We start from the raw sequence: 16106 nt of genomic DNA, 5'->3' as shown, positions 1-16106 counted from the left end.
CATGGGACGGGTCACAGCAAAGACGCTCGCCGTGGCGGGCGCAATCGCCATCATATCGACATTTGCAGCCGGCGTCGCGTCGTCGCGCGAACGGGGCTGGGTCGAAGAAGTCGGCCCCGGCAATTTTGCCGGACGCCTGCTCGAATCCCACAATTCCGAACGCCGCCGCGTCGGCGTGCCCGAATTGCGGTGGAGCCCGAAACTGGCCGCCGAGGCACAGGCCTATGCCCGCAAATTATCGAAGGGCCGCTCTCTGGTACATGCCAGCCATGCAGAACGCGGCGGTGCGGGCGAGAACCTTTGGGCAGGGAGGGCCGGGTTCTATTCTGCCGAAGAGATGATCGAAGGCATGATCGACGAAAAGCGCCACTTCAGAAGCGGCAATTTCCCGAACGTCAGCCGCACCGGACAGTGGCGCGACGTAGGGCATTACACGCAAGTGATCTGGCGCGAGACGACCGATGTCGGCTGCGCCGTCGTGCCGGGCGGCGGGAACGATTGGCTGGTCTGTCGTTATTGGCCCGCAGGCAACACTTACGGCAAGCCGGTGCTCTAGGCGCCGAACTGCTGGGCGACCAGCTTGCGGAAAGCATCGGCGCGGTGGCTCATCGCGTGCTTTTCCTCGGGCTGAAGTTCGGCAAAGGTCACGTCGCGACCCTTGGGCACGAACACGGGATCGTATCCGAAACCCATCGTCCCGCGTGGCGGCCAGGTGAGCGATCCGTCGACACGGCCTTCGTAGACCGCTTCGCGCCCATCGGGCCATGCGATTGCCAGAACGCACGAGAACCACGCATCGCGCGGCGCATCTGCGCCCTTTTCGGCCAGCATCCCTTCGACTTTGCCCATCGCCATGTACCAGTCGCGACCGGCGGTCCCTTCGAACCACTGCCGCTCTGCCCAGTCGGCGGTGTAGACACCGGGCCGTCCGTCCAGCGCCGCGACCGACAGGCCCGAATCGTCGGCAAGGCTGGCGATCTGCGAAGCCTGCGCCGCCGCACGCGCCTTGATCAGCGCGTTTTCGACGAATGTGGTCCCCGTCTCGGGCGGCTCGGCCAGGCCCAGCGAACCTGCCGAGATGCATTCGACGCCATAAGGCGCGAGCAGGGCCGAGATTTCCTTCAGCTTGCCCGCGTTATGTGTAGCGATGACCAGCTTGCCGGAACCGAGACGGGGATTATCGGTCATCGAACCGCGATGTGGGTTGCGGCGTCTTGGGCCTTGAAGATGTCGTCACAGCCGGTGCGGGCCAGACGAAGGAGGCGCAGCAGGCCTTCTTCGTCATAAGTCGCGCCTTCTGCGGTGGCCTGCACTTCGGCAATCTGGCCGCCCTCGATCAGGACGAAGTTCGCATCGGCATCGGCGTTCGAATCCTCGTCGTAATCGAGGTCGAGCACCGGCGTGCCCTTGAAGATGCCGCAAGAAACCGCCGCGACCTTACGGGTCAGCGGGTCTTCCTTGATCGCGCCGCTGTCCAGCAGGCCCTGAACCGCAAGGCGCAGGGCAACCCATGCGCCGCTGATCGACGCGGTTCGCGTACCGCCGTCGGCCTGCAGAACGTCGCAATCGAGCGTGATCTGGCGTTCGCCAAGCTTCTTGAGATCGGTCACGGCACGCAGGGAACGGCCGATCAGGCGCTGAATTTCCTGCGTGCGGCCCGACTGCTTGCCCTTGGCCGCTTCACGGCTGCCGCGGGTGTGCGTGGCGCGGGGCAGCATCGAGTATTCGCCCGTGACCCAGCCTTCGCCCTTGCCGCGCAGCCATGGCGGCAGGCGCTCCTCGATGCTGGCGGTGCAAAGCACGCGTGTTTCGCCAAAGCTGATCAGGCACGAACCTTCGGCGTGCTTGGTGAAGCCGGTCTCGATAGTGATCGCCCGCATTTCGTCTGCGGCGCGGCCGGATGGGCGCATTTTCGATGATTCCCTTGTGAAGTATCCAGATATTGCGTGCGGCGTTAGGCCAGCCGGGGTTGAGGCCGCAAGGGGATGGCTTAAATAAGGCATATGCCAAGCTTGCCGCTCAACGAAATGAACAGCCGTGCCCGCGAGATTTTCCGTCTCGTGGTCGAAGGCTATCTCGATTCGGGTCAGCCGGTCGGGTCGAAGGCACTGGCGACGGCGGACGGCATCAATCTTTCGCCTGCTTCCATCCGCTCGGTCCTCGCTGATCTGGAGCGGTTGGGCCTTCTGGCCGCCCCGCATACCAGCGCGGGCCGTATGCCGACCGAATCGGGCCTGCGCCTGTTCGTCGACGGCATGATGCAGGTTGCAGAGCCGAGCCAGGCAGAGCGCATTGCGATCGAGCGTGAGCTTGCTCGGCCAGGGCCTGTGGAGGACGCGCTGGCCAAGACTTCGGCCATGCTTTCCAGCCTCTCGGCTTGCGCCGGTGTCGTCATGGTCCCCGCGAGAGAACCGAGCCTGTCGCAGATGAGCCTCGTGCCGCTCGGCAACGGGCGCGCGCTGGCCGTGCTTGTCGGAGAGGACGGGGCGGTGGAGAACCGAGTGCTGGAATTGCCGCCGGGTACCGATGCTTCGGCTCTTGAACAGGCGGGTAACTACATATCGGCGCAAATGGCCGGCAGGACGCTGGCCGAGGCGGTTGCCGCAGTTAAGCGCGAGCTTGCCGATGAACGCGCCTCGCTCGACGCGGCGGCGCGTGATCTTGTCGAACGCGGGCTGGCGGTCTGGACCGAAGATGCCGCACGCAGGCCCGTTCTTATCGTGCGCGGACAGGCGAACCTTCTCGACGAAACCGCGATCGAGGATCTTGAACGGGTTCGGTCGCTGATCGACGATATCGAGCGTTCGGAACAGGTGGCGGCGCTTCTGGCCTCTGCGCGCGATGCCGATTCGGCCCGCATCTTTATCGGTTCGGAGAACAAGCTGTTCTCGCTTTCCGGGTCTTCGGTGATCGCCTCGCCCTACCGCGACAGGGAAGGGCGGGTCATCGGAGTGGTAGGGGTGATTGGCCCAACGCGGTTGAATTACGCGCGGCTCGTCCCCATGGTTGATTTCACTGCACGGAGCCTGGGTCGCAGTCTCGGGCGTTTTACCGGGGCAGGCTGAATTTTGCCGGACCGAATTGGCCGGGGCTCAATTACTTACAGGACTGATCAAGAGCGATGAGCGAAGAACGCACCCGCGACGAAGCGGTTGAAAACGAACTTAAGGGCGTACCCGAAGACATGCTGGACGATGACGGCGCGGTCGAGGAACTGGCCGCCGACGAAGAGCGTATCTCCGTCCTTGAGGAAGAGCTTGCCGAAGCCAAGCAGCAGGTCCTTTATGCCCGCGCGGAAACGCAGAACGTGCGTCGCCGCATGGAAAAGGACGTTGCCGACGCGCGTGCCTATGCCGCGACCGGTTTTGCCCGCGATATCCTTTCGGTTTCCGACAACCTCTCCCGCGCGCTGGACGCCATTCCTGCCGATCTGCGCGAGGATGAGAAGATGAAGGGACTTGTCGCCGGGATCGAGGCGACCGCCCGCGAGATCGAAAAGGTGTTCGGTCAGCACGGCATTACCCGTATTGCCGCGATGGGCATGCCGCTCGATCCCAACCAGCATCAGGCCATGGTCGAAATTCCCAGCGACGATGCCGAACCCGGCACCGTGATTCAGGAAATGCAGGCCGGTTACATGATCAAGGATCGCCTGCTGCGCCCCGCAATGGTCGGCGTGGCGCGCAAGCCCTGATCGCTTTTCAGGCTGATACAAAAAAGTCCTGTCTTTTTCGGAACTTCGCCCGCCGATCCCCGTAGAGTCGATGAACGGGGGTAGAGGAGACGTGACGATGAAGACCAGGACTTTTGCCATTCCCGCCCTTGCCGCTGCCGCGCTTGCGACTGCTGGCTGTGCTGACAACTATGCCGTCGAAGGCGCTGCCGCCGGTGCTGCTGCGGGCGCCGCAGTGGGTGCCGTGACCGGCGCCGATATCGGAACCGCTGCCGCGGTCGGCGCCGCTGCGGGTGCCGCCGGTGGCTATTTCATCGACAAGAACGACGGTTGTGACGGCTATGACCGTGATGGCCGCCTTGACGACGATTGCTACGGAACCGCCGGTTACCCGGTCGACCCGCGCTACTGAGCTGCGAGTAAACGGGACTTTATGATAAAGGCGCGGGGCTTCGGCACCGCGCCTTTTTCTATGCCCCGGTAAACGGCAGTATACTCTCCAACTGCTCCAGAGGAGGGGCGCCTCGCAATCCGTAGCCGTTGCGTAACAGGAACGCGTGGCGCACGATTTCCGCCTGCTGTTCGATGCCGTACTTGCGAAGCGGTTGCCCCGGCCGAATGGCATAGTCGTAGCGGCAGAACGGGTGGCGCATCAGCGGAAGCCAGAAGCGGCCTCTTTCCTGCGCCTGCCAGACGTGCGTCATTTCGTGAATGAACAGGCCTTGCGCCTGCAGGGGGCCTGCCGAAAAATCGTCGTGATAAAGCACGTGTTCGGCGGGAAAGTGGATGTGCCCCATTGGGGCCATCGCGGTATTTACAGGCTGAAACGGAAACCAGCGCCTGCGCCGGATCGTGACCGGATCGACATCGACGGCATGACCGAAAACCGAACGGACGAGGGCCTTTTCCCCGTCCGTCAGGCTTCGCGTCGCACCCGCCGGGCAGGCGTGAACCGGCTTCGTCACTCCGCTCAGTTCATGTCCTCCATGGCCGAATGGTCCATGCCGCCCGCGCCGGTCACGGGGGCCTGTATCGATGCCTTGTCTCCGTCCTCAAACGTGATCGTCACGTCTGCCGATCCGCCCGGCGCGATGGTGGCGTCCATGTCGAACAGCATGACGTGATAGCCGCCCGGCTGAAAGTTCAGCGCCTCACCGGGCTGAAGTTCTATCGATTCGACAGGGGCCATCGTCATCTTGCCGTCCACCATGTTCGTTTCGTGGATCTCGCTGCGCCCCGCGCCCAGTACGCTTGCCGCCACGATGGTGCGCGGCGTTTCCGACGCGATGGTGAAATAGGCAACGCCCGGACGGCCCGATACGGCGGGCATGCGGACTTGCGCATCGGTCAGCGACACACCTTCGGGCGCATCGGCCGCCGCGGGAACATCGACGATTTCGGTCTCGACCGGCTCCGGCGCGTCCGAACCGCATGCGGCCAGGGCCATCGGGGCGCACAGAGTAACAAAAAGCAGTGCGGTCTTGGTATTCAGTCGCATTTTCAAAGGTTCCACAGCCTGTTCGAGTTGGTCCCCAAATAGGACGGACACAGGTCTTGTGCCACCGAAAAGCGCCCCTATATCGCCGTTGCAGTCACGAGCCGCGCGGCGGGCCTGCCCGCTATAGGGGGGCCCCGAATGCGCGGTGTCAAACAAAGGATGGAAAGTACAAGATGGCTAAAGTTATCGGCATTGACCTCGGCACGACCAACAGCTGCGTCGCGGTGATGGACGGCGACAAGCCCAAGGTTATCGAGAATTCGGAAGGCGCCCGCACGACGCCCTCGATCACCGCCTTCACCAAGGACGGAGAGCGCCTTATCGGCCAGCCGGCCAAGCGCCAGGCCGTGACCAACCCCGACAATACCCTGTTCGCGATCAAGCGCCTCATCGGCCGCCGTTTCGACGATCCCATGACCAAGAAGGACATGGAGCTGGTCCCCTATGACATCGTCAAGGGCAAGAACGGCGACGCATGGGTCAAGGCTGGCGGAGAGGAATATTCCCCCTCGCAGATCAGCGCGTTCATCCTTCAGAAGATGAAGGAAACGGCTGAAAGCTACCTCGGCGAAACCGTTTCGCAGGCCGTCATCACGGTCCCGGCATACTTCAACGACGCGCAGCGCCAGGCGACCAAGGACGCCGGCCAGATCGCGGGTCTTGAAGTGCTGCGCATCATCAACGAACCGACGGCGGCCGCGCTCGCCTATGGTCTCGACAAGGAAGACGGCAAGACCATCGCGGTCTACGACCTTGGCGGCGGCACCTTCGACGTCTCGATCCTCGAGATCGGCGACGGCGTGTTCGAAGTGAAATCGACGAACGGTGACACGTTCCTCGGCGGTGAAGACTTCGACACTGCGGTTGTCGAATTCCTCGCCGATGCGTTCAAGAAGGACGAAGGCATCGACCTTCGCGGCGACAAGCTTGCCCTGCAGCGCCTGAAGGAAGCCGCTGAAAAGGCCAAGATCGAACTGTCGAGCGCGCAGTCGACCGAAGTGAACCTGCCCTTCATCACGGCCGACCAGAACGGTCCGAAGCACCTTGTGAAGACGATCACTCGCACCGACCTCGAAAAGATGGTCGAGCACCTGATCGCCCGCACGAAGGAGCCGATGAAGAAGGCGTTGGCCGATGCCGGCGTGACGGCCAAGGAAATCGACGAGGTCGTTCTCGTCGGCGGCATGACCCGCATGCCCAAGGTTCGCGAAGCCGTGAAGGACTTCTTCGGCAAGGAACCGCACACCGGTGTGAACCCGGACGAAGTCGTCGCCATGGGCGCAGCGATCCAGGCCGGCGTGCTTCAGGGCGACGTCAAGGACGTGCTGCTGCTCGACGTGACCCCGCTTTCGCTGGGCATCGAGACGCTGGGCGGCATCATGACCAAGATGATCGACCGCAACACCACGATCCCGACCAAGAAGAGCCAGGTCTATTCGACCGCTGACGACAATCAGCAGGCCGTGACGATCCGCGTCTTTCAGGGCGAGCGCGAAATGGCGAGCGACAACAAGCTGCTCGGCCAGTTCGACCTTGTTGGCATTCCGCCCGCACCGCGCGGCGTGCCGCAGATCGAGGTGACGTTCGACATCGACGCCAACGGCATCGTCAATGTGTCGGCAAAGGACAAGGGCACCGGCAAGGAACAGCAGATCCGCATCCAGGCATCGGGCGGCCTGTCCGACAACGACATCGACCAGATGGTGCAGGATGCTGAAAAGTTCGCCGAGGAAGACAAGAAGCGCAAGGAACGTGCCGAGGCGCGTAACCAGGCCGACAGCCTTGTCCACTCGACCGAACAACAGCTGAAGGAACACGGCGACGCGATCGACGCTTCGCTCAAGTCCGAGATCGAGGCTGCCGTTGCTGAAGTGAAGACCGCGCTTGAAGGTGACGACGCCGATGCGATCAATACCAAGAGCCAGGAACTCGCCGAAAAGGCCATGAAGATGGGCCAGGCGATCTACGAGAAGCAGCAGGCCGAAGCGGCACCGGCAGACGGTGCGGCAGCGGGCAGCGAAGGCGGCGACGAAGAAGTCGTCGATGCCGAGTTCTCCGAAGTCGACGAAGGCGAGAACAAGAACTGATCGGCACAGGCCGACGGTGAAACCGTGATTAGTCCGGCCCGCTTTTTCCAAGGGACACGCAACAGCGTTAACCAACGGGAGAGCGGGCCGGATCTATATAACGACCAGCAGGATGTGCGCGAACGGACCCAATGGGCGTAGGGCGCACGCCGCAAAGCTGCGACAGGGCAGCGTATTCAACGAATTCCAGATCATGAGGACGGGTTAGTCAGTGGAAACCGAGGTCGACTTTTACGAGCTTCTCGAAGTCGAGCGCACGGCGGACGACAAGACGATCAAGTCCGCCTATCGCAAGCTCGCGATGAAATATCACCCCGATCGCAATCCGGGTGACGCGGAATCCGAGGCACGTTTCAAGGCGATCAGCGTCGCCTACGATTGCCTGAAAGACCCGCAGAAGCGCTCCACCTATGATCGTTACGGCCATGCCGCCTATGCACAGGCGCAGCAGGGTGGCGGCGGTGGCGGCGGCGGCTTTTCCGACATCGGCGATATCTTCGAGACGATCTTTGGCAGCGCCTTTGGCGGCGGAGCGGGCGGCCGCCCCCGTCGCGGTGCGGACTTGCGCTATGACATGGAAATCACGTTGGAAGACGCGTTCCATGGCAAGGACACTGAAATCGAGATCGAGGTTTCGCAGACTTGCGAGCCCTGTTCCGGATCGGGCGCCGAGCCCGGTACCGACAAGTCCCGTTGCCCGACCTGTCAGGGCCACGGCAAAGTCCGCGCCCAGCAAGGCTTCTTCATGGTCGAGCGTCCGTGCCCGACTTGTCATGGCCGGGGCGAGATCATCGAAAAACCGTGCCGTGCATGCCGCGGTGAGGGACGGGTCGATCAGCCGCAAAGGCTGGAAGTCACGATACCGCCAGGTGTCGAAACCGGCACCCGCATCCGGCTTTCGGGCAAGGGCGAGGCTGGCCCGATGGGCGCGCCTCCGGGCGATCTTTACATCTTCATCCACGTGCGCCGCCACGATGTCTACGAACGTGAGGGCACGACCCTTCTGACGCGCGTGCCGATCACGTTTACCAAGGCGGCACTTGGCGGGACGGTCGGTCTTCCAGGGCTCGACGGTGAATGGGTCACGATCAACATTCCCGCTGGCATCCAGTCGGGTGAACAGCTTCGCAAGCGCGGTGACGGCATGCCCGTCCTGCAGGGGCGTGGCCGCGGCGATCTGGTGGTCGAAGTGAAGGTCGAAACCCCGCGCAAGCTTTCGACCAAGCAGAAAGAACTCCTGCGCGAATTCCAGCAGAGCGAGACCGATGCCCAGTGCCCGGAATCGCAGGGCTTTTTCGAACGCATCAAGGCCGGATTTTCGAAGCTTTAACCCAGCTTTTCGATAATCTCACGCTCAATGCGCGAGATCAGGTGGCGGTTCAGGTGACCTGCCTCACGCTCCTCCTCGATCACGCCGAGGAACGCTTCGCGCTTTAGCGCCATGATTTCACCAGTCGGCACCGGGCCTTCGTCGCCCAGTGTCGATGCGGTGATGTCGATCAGGCGTTCCGCACCATGCAGGCGGCCCCAAAGATAGTCGTTCTCGCGATAGGCACGGCTGAAAAATGCGCCGAAATTATAGAACTCGATGCCCCGTAGTGTGTCTACCGCTCCGCCCTTCCTGATCGAACTGGCGTCTTCAGGTGAAATACGGTCGACCTTCACGGGGTCGAACTCGTCCATACCCCGCGCACCCAGCAAGGGCAGCGTTGCGATGTCATAAAACGGGAAGCCGAGATACGCGAGCAGCAGCTTGCGACGCTGTTCGCGCGGCAGGGGGGACAGCCCATCGGCAAGGATCGCATCGACCTGCGGGTCGGTTTGCGCAAGATTGCGCCTATCGGCAATCGCCGAGATCACCGTTTCCGGGTCGTCGATAATACTTTCCGCGATGGCGGGAAAATCCGGACCCAGCGCTTCGGGCTGTTCCAGGCGGGTGTAGAGCGACAAAGCCCGATAGATCGCATCGCGGGCGATTTCGCGCGTTTCGGGTTCCAGTTCCCCTCCGATATCGCCGGGAGCGAGCCTTCTGGCCAGAAGCCGCAGGCGCCGGTTGCGAAAGCCGATGTCGTGCGTGCGGAAAAAGGCGATTGCCTCTTCGTTTGCGCCGCCACCTTGCGCGGCCAGCGTCGACAGCCCTTGTCCGTCGAAGAATCGGGTCAGGCTGGCGATGATCGCGTCATGCGTCGGTGGCTCGCTTTCGATCGAGCGGCGCACGAGATGCGTCAGGTTGTCGAGAATCTGCGCGTATTTGGACTGCGCATAGCCGTGAAAGGCGTAACCGGCCTTTTCCGCTGCAGCCTGCTGCGCCTTCCTGCGCCACTTGCCAAGCCGTTCTGTGTTGGGCCGGTCGAGGAAGAGAGTGCGACCCAGCAACTTGTCGATGGTTGCCTCAACCTCAGGGCGCAAGGCATCGACGATACTGCGAGCTCTGACCGCTTCGGCCGAATGGCGGGCGATGCGGTCGATGTCGTCGCGGATCGGTTGCTCGCGCGGGATGGAGGACAAGGCGCCGAAGATCGCGCTGAAAAAGCCGATCGGCCTTGTCTCGCTATTCGTTTCGGCCATGCGGAAATCAGGATGCGGATCGATGTAGACGAACCTGCGATCAACCTCGCGCAGCGCAGGGCGATTATCCAGCGCGCGGATCGCCTCCGCAAAAGGCGCGCCCACCAGGACCGCACCGTCGATCAGGGCAACGCTGTCGAGATCTCCGGCATGGACGTGATGCGGCATGATGCGGCGCAGGAAAAGATCCCGATTGCTCCATCCCGTGCTGCGCTCTTCCGCCAGTTGGTCGATTTCCTCCAGCTGCAGGGGCGGAAAGGCACCGGGAAAACTTGCTGTGGCGCGTGCCGCCAGAACCAGTTCGGGGCGAGCGGCCATAACTTCGTCCCCGCCGTGGGCTCGGAAAGATATCGGCAGGCGGTGTTCGGATTCGGTGGCATCGGCGGGGCTGTGAACGCGCAAGGGCGCGCGATAACCGCGAAAATCGGTGGTCGTGACGAACAGGTCGATGGGATGCCCGAAGGGGATCAATGGCTGTCCCGCAGGCTGGGCCTGCATGGCGACCAGCGCATCATCGATCAGGCGAGAGAACCCTGGGCCGGAAAACGGAGGCGCAAACCAGCGGCTGCGCATGAGGCGCGAAAGCTTTCCCCGCACTTCCGCACGGGTTTCGGGGGCGACGGTCCGCGAAACCGCGTTCCCCGGACGGCGCAGGGTGTATTCGACGAGCGGCTGCGCCCAGATTTTCGAAAAGCGGTGTCCGGGCCGGGCCTCTGGCGCGAGCAGCACGTCGCTGTCGGCACATTCCAGCCACAGGTGAGTCAGCGGGTCGAGCGACCGCCCGGTCAGGAGCGCCTGGCCCAGGAAGATCGCATTCATCCCGCCCGCGCTGGCTCCCGAGAGGATATCGGGCACGACGCGCAGCCGCGTCTGCCCATGCTTTTCGATAGCGCTGAGCAGTCCGTAATAGGCGCCTTCGGTACCAGTTGGCTTCGGCTGACCGTCCCGGTGCTTCTGACTTGCCGCGGCAAGCTTGAACACTTCCTTCGTCACGCCATGCATGTAGACGGCGAGGCTGACCCCACCATAACAGACAAGCGCGATCCGCAGTTCCTTCTCCCGCATCGGGTGAGGATGGCACGGCAAGGTGCGGGATGGAAAGCGCTTTTCCCCAGCCAATCGCTATTGCGTTCCTTTTATGTTCCGGTTAGGCGATGGGCATGGCCAAACCAAAGCGTCGATACGTCTGCCAGGCATGCGGCAGTGTCAGCCACCGCTGGCAGGGGCAGTGCCCCGATTGCGCGGAATGGAACACCCTGATGGAAGAGACACCAGCGACGGTGTTTTCGGCCAAGCATGACCTGTCGGGCGGGGGCAGGGCGATCGATTTCGTCTCGCTCGACGGACCCACGCCGCTACCAGTGCGGCGCAAGACCGGCCTTGCCGAATTTGACCGAGCGCTGGGCGGCGGTCTTGTACCGGGCAGCGCCGTGCTGATGGGCGGCGATCCGGGGATCGGCAAATCGACCCTGCTCTTGCAAACCGCGGCCAGCATCGCGCGCGGCGGCGGAAGCGTCATCTATATAAGCGGAGAGGAAGCGGCAGGGCAGGTTCGGCTGCGCGCCGAACGGCTGGGGCTTGCCGATGCACCGATCAGGCTCGCATCGGCGACGTCGGTTCGGGACATTCTCACCACGCTCGGCAACATGGAATCGCCCGATCTGCTGGTGATCGATTCGATCCAGACGATGCATTCGGACCAGATCGAAGGCGCGCCCGGCACGGTCAGCCAGGTGCGCGGCTGTGCGCTGGAACTGATCCGCTATGCCAAATCCAGCGATTGCGCGCTCGTACTGGTCGGTCACGTGACAAAGGACGGCAACATCGCAGGGCCGCGCGTGATGGAGCACATGGTCGACGTGGTCATGAGCTTCGAGGGCGAAAGGTCGCACCAGTACCGGGTTCTTCGCGCGCTCAAGAACCGGTTCGGCGCGGTCGACGAAATCGGCGTTTTCGCCATGGAGGGACAGGGGCTGGCCGAGGTTTCGAACCCGTCGAGCCTGTTCCTTTCTGGCCGGGATGAGCCACTGGCCGGTAGCGCGGTCTTCCCGGCATTGGAAGGGACGCGGCCGGTGCTGGTCGAGATACAGGCCCTGATCGTAAGGTTGCAATCGGGTGCGACACCGCGCCGCGCGGTGGTCGGTTGGGACAATGGCAGGCTGGCCATGCTTCTCGCGGTGCTCGAATCGCGCTGCGGGCTCAATTTCTCGTCGGCAGAGGTCTATCTCAACGTGGCGGGCGGCTACCGGCTGACCGACCCGGCGGCTGACCTTGCCGTTGCCGCGGCACTCGTGTCCGCCCTGTCCGACCGGGCCTTGCCGCGGCGATCGGTGTGGTTCGGGGAAGTCTCGCTTGCCGGAGAGATCCGGCCCGTCGCGCACGCCGGCCTGCGACTTCGGGAAGCTGCCAAGCTGGGGTTCGAGTGTGCATCCGGTCCGATGAACGGAGCCGGTAAGGAGGGGAAAGACAATTTCCCCGACTACCGCCCCATGGCAAGTTTGCTTAACCTTGTGGACAGGCTTGTAGGTAGTTCATAGCTTCCCGTCATGACACCCTTTGATATCGCGGTCCTGGTGATCGTCGGGCTCAGCGCGCTGGGCGGACTTTCACGCGGTTTCGTTCACGAGATACTGGCGCTTGGTGCGTGGATTGCGGCGATCGTCGCGGTCTACCTTTTCCATGCGCCGCTCAGCGACATCATCCTGGCGTTCTTCCGGGACAACCAGACTAATGCGGCGCTGCTGGCGTTTGTCATCCTACTGATCGTGCCGCTTATCGTCATGCGGCTTTTCGCGCGCTGGGCAGGATCGAAAATGCGCGATTCCGCGCTCGGTTTCATCGACAGGGTTCTCGGTTTCGGGTTCGGGCTGGTGAAGGGCTTCATTCTCGTGGTCCTAACCTTCTCGATCATCTCCCTGGGGTATGACACGGTGTGGAGCGCGGAAGGGCGCCCCGATTGGGTGAAGGATGCGCGGTCCTATCCTTTCGTGAACGCGGCCAGCGCGGCGTTGGTCGATACCGTTTCGGAGCGGAAGGAAGAGATGTTCGAGGAACAGGACCCGGAAGCGGAGGCGTGAGCGGGCACCGGCTCTATACGCCCGAAGTCCTGTCCGCCGCGGTTTCGCTGGCGGGCTATCCGTTGACCGCGGACTTGCCGCTGCGCGGTTCGGCGCGGTCTGCGTCCTGCGGAAGCCGGATCGAACTCGGCCTGGCGCTCGGTGCTGATGGCCGGATCGAGAACGTTGGAATGGCATCACACGCCTGCGCCATAGGACAGGCGAGCGCCGCCGTTTTCGCCGCCGCTGCCAAGGGCATGACCGGCTCGCAGATCATCAATGCGCGTGACGCCATGTCGCTTTGGCTGGCCGGGAACGGCTCGATGCCGCAGTGGCCGGGGCTGGAACTCGTTGCCCTTGCAGTCGATTACCCGGGACGGCACGGTGCCATGATGCTCGCCTGGAACGCTGCTTGCGAGGCCTTGGCTGCCTGAAGACAGGTGAAAGCGCGCTTCTCCCGCTTGGCAAACGCTATCCCTCCCGCATAAGTCTCGTCGCAAGACGGGACCGGAGGGGAAATCATGACAACTGCAGCAGATGCCGACAGGCACGCCAGCGATCTGAGCGGATCGGAAGTCCGGCTTGTCGTAGGAGCCTCTTCGGTCGGCACCATTTTCGAATGGTATGATTTCTTCATCTACGGCACGCTTTCGGGGCTGATCGGCGCGGCGTTCTTTCCGGGTGAGAATGCGATCCTGCAGACGCTTCTGGTCTGGGCCGGGTTCGCCATCGGTTTCGGGTTCAGGCCGCTTGGAGCGATCCTTTTCGGGTTTCTTGGCGACAAGTTGGGGCGCAAGTACACGTTCCTCGTCACCGTCACGTTGATGGGCATCGCTACGGCGGGCGTCGGCCTCGTGCCGTCGGCCGAAAGCATCGGGCTTTTTGCGCCCGCGATCGTCATTGTCCTGCGCATATTGCAGGGGCTTGCGCTGGGCGGCGAATACGGCGGGGCGGCCATCTACGTTGCCGAGCATGCGGCGCCCAACCGGCGCGGATTCTATACCTCGTTCATTCAGGCGAGCGTCGTCGGCGGGTTCGTTCTCTCGATCGTCGTGGTGCTGGCCTGCCGCGCGCTTATCCCCGAGGACGTGTTCGCCGATTGGGGCTGGCGCATTCCCTTCCTCCTGTCTTTGCTGCTGCTGGCGGTGTCGCTCTGGATGCGGCTGAAACTGTCGGAAAGCCCGGTGTTCAAGGCCATGAAGGAGGCAGGCGAAACCGCCGGCAATCCCTTTGTTGAAAGCTTCACCTATCCCGGCAATCTCAAGCGGATCATCGTCGCGCTGGGCGTGACGGCGGGCCTGACAACGATCTGGTACACCGCATTCTTCACGACGCTGTCGTTCCTTAAAGGGCCGATGCGAATGGAAGACCTGGCGGTGGAACTGATCCTTCTCATCGCAGCGGTAATTTCGATGGGGTTCTACATATATTTCGGCAAGCTTTCCGACCGGATCGGACGAAAGCTTCCCATCGTCTGGGGCAACGCGGCGATCCTTGTCCTGTTGTTTCCGGTGATGTTGGGCATTGGCGCACTGGCCAATCCGGGACTTTCCGAAGCGTCGCGCAATGCGCCTGTCAGCGTGAGCGGGCCGAATTGTTCGTACAACCCGTTCTCTGACCTGACGGGCGCAAAGCAGTCGCAATGCGGCCAGTTGCTTGAGGTCCTGACCGGTTATGGGATCAGCTATGAACTGGAGAAAGGCGATGCTGTCGCGATGCGCATCGCCGATCGCGCGGTATCCTTCGACGGCGTGAACTGGGCCGATGCTGGTGAACGGCGCTCGGCAATTCGCGGCGAGCTGGAGGACGAAGGCTACTCTTTCGAAAAGCAGACCCCGCCCTACATGAACATGGTCGGCATCGTCGCACTGATCGTCGTTCTGGGCATTCTGTCGGCGGCGAACTACGGCCCTGTTGCCGCGCTCTTGTCGGAAATGTTTCCGCCGAAGATCCGATATAGCTCGATGTCGATCCCCTATCATATCGGGGCAGGGTATTTCGGCGGATTTCTGCCGCTGATCGCCGCATATATCGTTGCGCGGACGGGCAATTTCTATTCGGGCCTATGGTATACCTGGTGCTTCGTGGCTATGGCCGTGGTCATCTGCGCATGGGGCCTGAAAAGCGGTCCGCCGCGCGATTTCGAAGACAGCGAACCAGCGACCTGATGCCCTCCGACCCCGCGCTACCTCCCCCTGCCTTGCGATTGCGCGTCGACAGCGGCGCGATTGCCGACAACTGGCGGTCACTCGACTCGCTGTCGGGTTCTGCCGATGCCGGGGCGGCGGTTAAGGCCGATGCCTATGGCGTCGGCGTCTCGCGCGCCATGCCCGCGCTGCTCGATGCCGGCTGCCGCAACTTTTTCGTCGCGCATTGGTGCGAAGTGCCGGAGGTGCTGGGCCATGTGGACGGCTCTTCCATTGCGGTCCTGCATGGTCCGACTTCGCCGGCCGATTGCGCTTACGCGCGGGAGGCGGGGGTTCGCCCCGTGCTCAACAGTCTGCACCAGGTGCGGCTTTGGCAAAACAGTGGCGGCGGTGCGTGCGACCTGATGGTCGATACCGGGATGAACCGGCTTGGCCTTCGACCTGAGGAACTGGGCGACGCGGCGCTGGACCCGCTCGAAGTCGATACGCTCATGTCGCACTTGTCCTGCGCGGACGAAGATGGCCCGCAAAGCGCGCGGCAGCTCTCCGCTTTCCGGGACATCGTGGCAAGGATACCCCATCGCCGGGCCAGCCTTGCCAACAGCGCAGGTATCGCGCTGGGCCCCGATTACGCCTTCGACCTGACCCGCCCCGGACTTGCGCTTTACGGCGGGATCGCACGGCCCGAACTGGCGGGCAGGATCCGCCAGGTTGTGACGCCGCAAGCCGCGATCATCCAGACCCGTACCGTGCCCGCCGGCGAAACGGTGGGATACGGGGGGACTTTCCGTGTCGAACGCGACATGCGCATTGCCATCCTGTCGATCGGATATGCCGACGGATACCTTCGAGCCTGGAGCGGGAAGGGCGCGTTTCGCCACGGGGAAATCGTGCTTCCGGTGCTTGGCCGCGTGTCGATGGACATGACCGCGATCGACATCTCGGCCGCGCCGCACCTGAACGAGGGAGATTGGGTCGATGCCGAGTACGATCTTGCGCAGGCATCGAGCTGTACCGGCCTGACCCAATACGAATTGCTTACGTTGTCGGGCCCCCGATTGCGCGGCTAATTGGTTG

Annotated in this window: 16 protein-coding genes; 11 read left to right on the top strand and 5 right to left on the bottom strand. The window is 62.9% G+C overall.

Annotated elements, in window-relative coordinates:
- Window position 1: 1 nt before the first annotated feature.
- Window positions 2-556 carry a CAP domain-containing protein gene (locus FAX90_RS01685; protein WP_144094949.1) on the top strand — a complete coding sequence of 185 codons (555 nt, stop codon included), beginning with the start codon at window positions 2-4 and terminating at the stop codon, window positions 554-556.
- On the opposite strand, the gene rdgB is transcribed toward FAX90_RS01685, so the two are convergent.
- Together rdgB and rph are read right to left on the bottom strand one after the other, a co-directional pair.
- A complete protein-coding gene (gene rdgB / locus FAX90_RS01680) occupies window positions 553-1188 on the bottom strand; it encodes an RdgB/HAM1 family non-canonical purine NTP pyrophosphatase (protein ID WP_144094948.1) in 636 nt (211 codons plus the stop codon). The two genes, FAX90_RS01685 and rdgB, sit on opposite strands and share 4 nt — an antisense overlap.
- The gene (gene rph, locus FAX90_RS01675; RefSeq protein WP_144094946.1) at window positions 1185-1910 is read right to left on the bottom strand and encodes a ribonuclease PH; all 726 of its coding nucleotides are present in this window, start codon (window positions 1908-1910) and stop codon (window positions 1185-1187) included. The genes rdgB and rph overlap by 4 nt, the downstream gene beginning before the upstream one ends.
- Before the next feature lie 93 nt (window positions 1911-2003).
- Between rph and hrcA the strand changes: the two genes are divergently transcribed.
- The 3 genes from hrcA to FAX90_RS01660 all read left to right on the top strand — a co-directional run bounded on the left by hrcA (window position 2004) and on the right by FAX90_RS01660 (window position 4085).
- Window positions 2004-3065 carry a heat-inducible transcriptional repressor HrcA gene (hrcA, locus tag FAX90_RS01670; protein WP_144094944.1) on the top strand — a complete coding sequence of 354 codons (1062 nt, stop codon included), beginning with the start codon at window positions 2004-2006 and terminating at the stop codon, window positions 3063-3065.
- Between the two features lie 56 nt (window positions 3066-3121).
- Window positions 3122-3694, top strand: coding sequence for a nucleotide exchange factor GrpE (gene grpE / locus FAX90_RS01665; protein ID WP_144094942.1), 573 nt, complete (start codon window positions 3122-3124; stop codon window positions 3692-3694).
- Between the two features lie 97 nt (window positions 3695-3791).
- Window positions 3792-4085: a YMGG-like glycine zipper-containing protein gene (locus FAX90_RS01660; RefSeq protein ID WP_144094940.1), complete on the top strand. Its 294-nt coding sequence runs from the start codon at window positions 3792-3794 to the stop codon at window positions 4083-4085.
- Between the two features lie 58 nt (window positions 4086-4143).
- Here the strand turns inward: FAX90_RS01660 and FAX90_RS01655 are convergent, their stop codons facing one another.
- Window positions 4144-4638 (bottom strand): vgr related protein, encoded by a 495-nt coding sequence (locus FAX90_RS01655; RefSeq protein WP_144094938.1) that lies wholly within the window; start codon window positions 4636-4638, stop codon window positions 4144-4146.
- A 5-nt stretch (window positions 4639-4643) separates the two neighbouring features.
- Window positions 4644-5120: a copper chaperone PCu(A)C gene (locus tag FAX90_RS01650; RefSeq protein WP_170234821.1), complete on the bottom strand. Its 477-nt coding sequence runs from the start codon at window positions 5118-5120 to the stop codon at window positions 4644-4646.
- Window positions 5121-5344: 224 nt separating this feature from the next.
- Between FAX90_RS01650 and dnaK the strand changes: the two genes are divergently transcribed.
- Window positions 5345-7258 carry a molecular chaperone DnaK gene (gene dnaK / locus FAX90_RS01645; protein ID WP_144094934.1) on the top strand — a complete coding sequence of 638 codons (1914 nt, stop codon included), beginning with the start codon at window positions 5345-5347 and terminating at the stop codon, window positions 7256-7258.
- A gap of 211 nt (window positions 7259-7469) precedes the next feature.
- Window positions 7470-8588: a molecular chaperone DnaJ gene (gene dnaJ, locus FAX90_RS01640; RefSeq protein WP_144094932.1), complete on the top strand. Its 1119-nt coding sequence runs from the start codon at window positions 7470-7472 to the stop codon at window positions 8586-8588.
- Here dnaJ and FAX90_RS01635 read toward each other — a convergent pair.
- Window positions 8585-10891 carry a patatin-like protein gene (locus tag FAX90_RS01635; protein WP_144094930.1) on the bottom strand — a complete coding sequence of 769 codons (2307 nt, stop codon included), beginning with the start codon at window positions 10889-10891 and terminating at the stop codon, window positions 8585-8587. The genes dnaJ and FAX90_RS01635 overlap by 4 nt on opposite strands.
- Before the next feature lie 95 nt (window positions 10892-10986).
- Between FAX90_RS01635 and radA the strand changes: the two genes are divergently transcribed.
- The 5 genes from radA to alr all read left to right on the top strand — a co-directional run bounded on the left by radA (window position 10987) and on the right by alr (window position 16099).
- On the top strand, window positions 10987-12363 hold the full coding sequence (gene radA, locus FAX90_RS01630; protein WP_144094928.1) for a DNA repair protein RadA: 1377 nt from the start codon (window positions 10987-10989) through the stop codon (window positions 12361-12363).
- A gap of 9 nt (window positions 12364-12372) precedes the next feature.
- Complete coding sequence (locus tag FAX90_RS01625) at window positions 12373-12903, top strand: CvpA family protein (protein ID WP_144094927.1); 531 nt, start codon at window positions 12373-12375, stop codon at window positions 12901-12903.
- Window positions 12900-13316: an iron-sulfur cluster assembly scaffold protein gene (locus FAX90_RS01620; RefSeq protein ID WP_144094925.1), complete on the top strand. Its 417-nt coding sequence runs from the start codon at window positions 12900-12902 to the stop codon at window positions 13314-13316. Before FAX90_RS01625 ends, FAX90_RS01620 begins: the two co-directional genes overlap by 4 nt.
- Before the next feature lie 87 nt (window positions 13317-13403).
- Window positions 13404-15050: an MFS transporter gene (locus FAX90_RS01615; protein WP_144094923.1), complete on the top strand. Its 1647-nt coding sequence runs from the start codon at window positions 13404-13406 to the stop codon at window positions 15048-15050.
- Window positions 15050-16099: an alanine racemase gene (alr, locus tag FAX90_RS01610; protein WP_144094921.1), complete on the top strand. Its 1050-nt coding sequence runs from the start codon at window positions 15050-15052 to the stop codon at window positions 16097-16099. The genes FAX90_RS01615 and alr overlap by 1 nt, the downstream gene beginning before the upstream one ends.
- Window positions 16100-16106: the final 7 nt, after the last annotated feature.

The sequence above is a fragment of the Croceicoccus sediminis genome (assembly GCF_007570835.1).
Taxonomy (GTDB): domain Bacteria; phylum Pseudomonadota; class Alphaproteobacteria; order Sphingomonadales; family Sphingomonadaceae; genus Croceicoccus; species Croceicoccus sediminis.
This window is presented reverse-complemented; position numbering and strand designations above follow the sequence as displayed.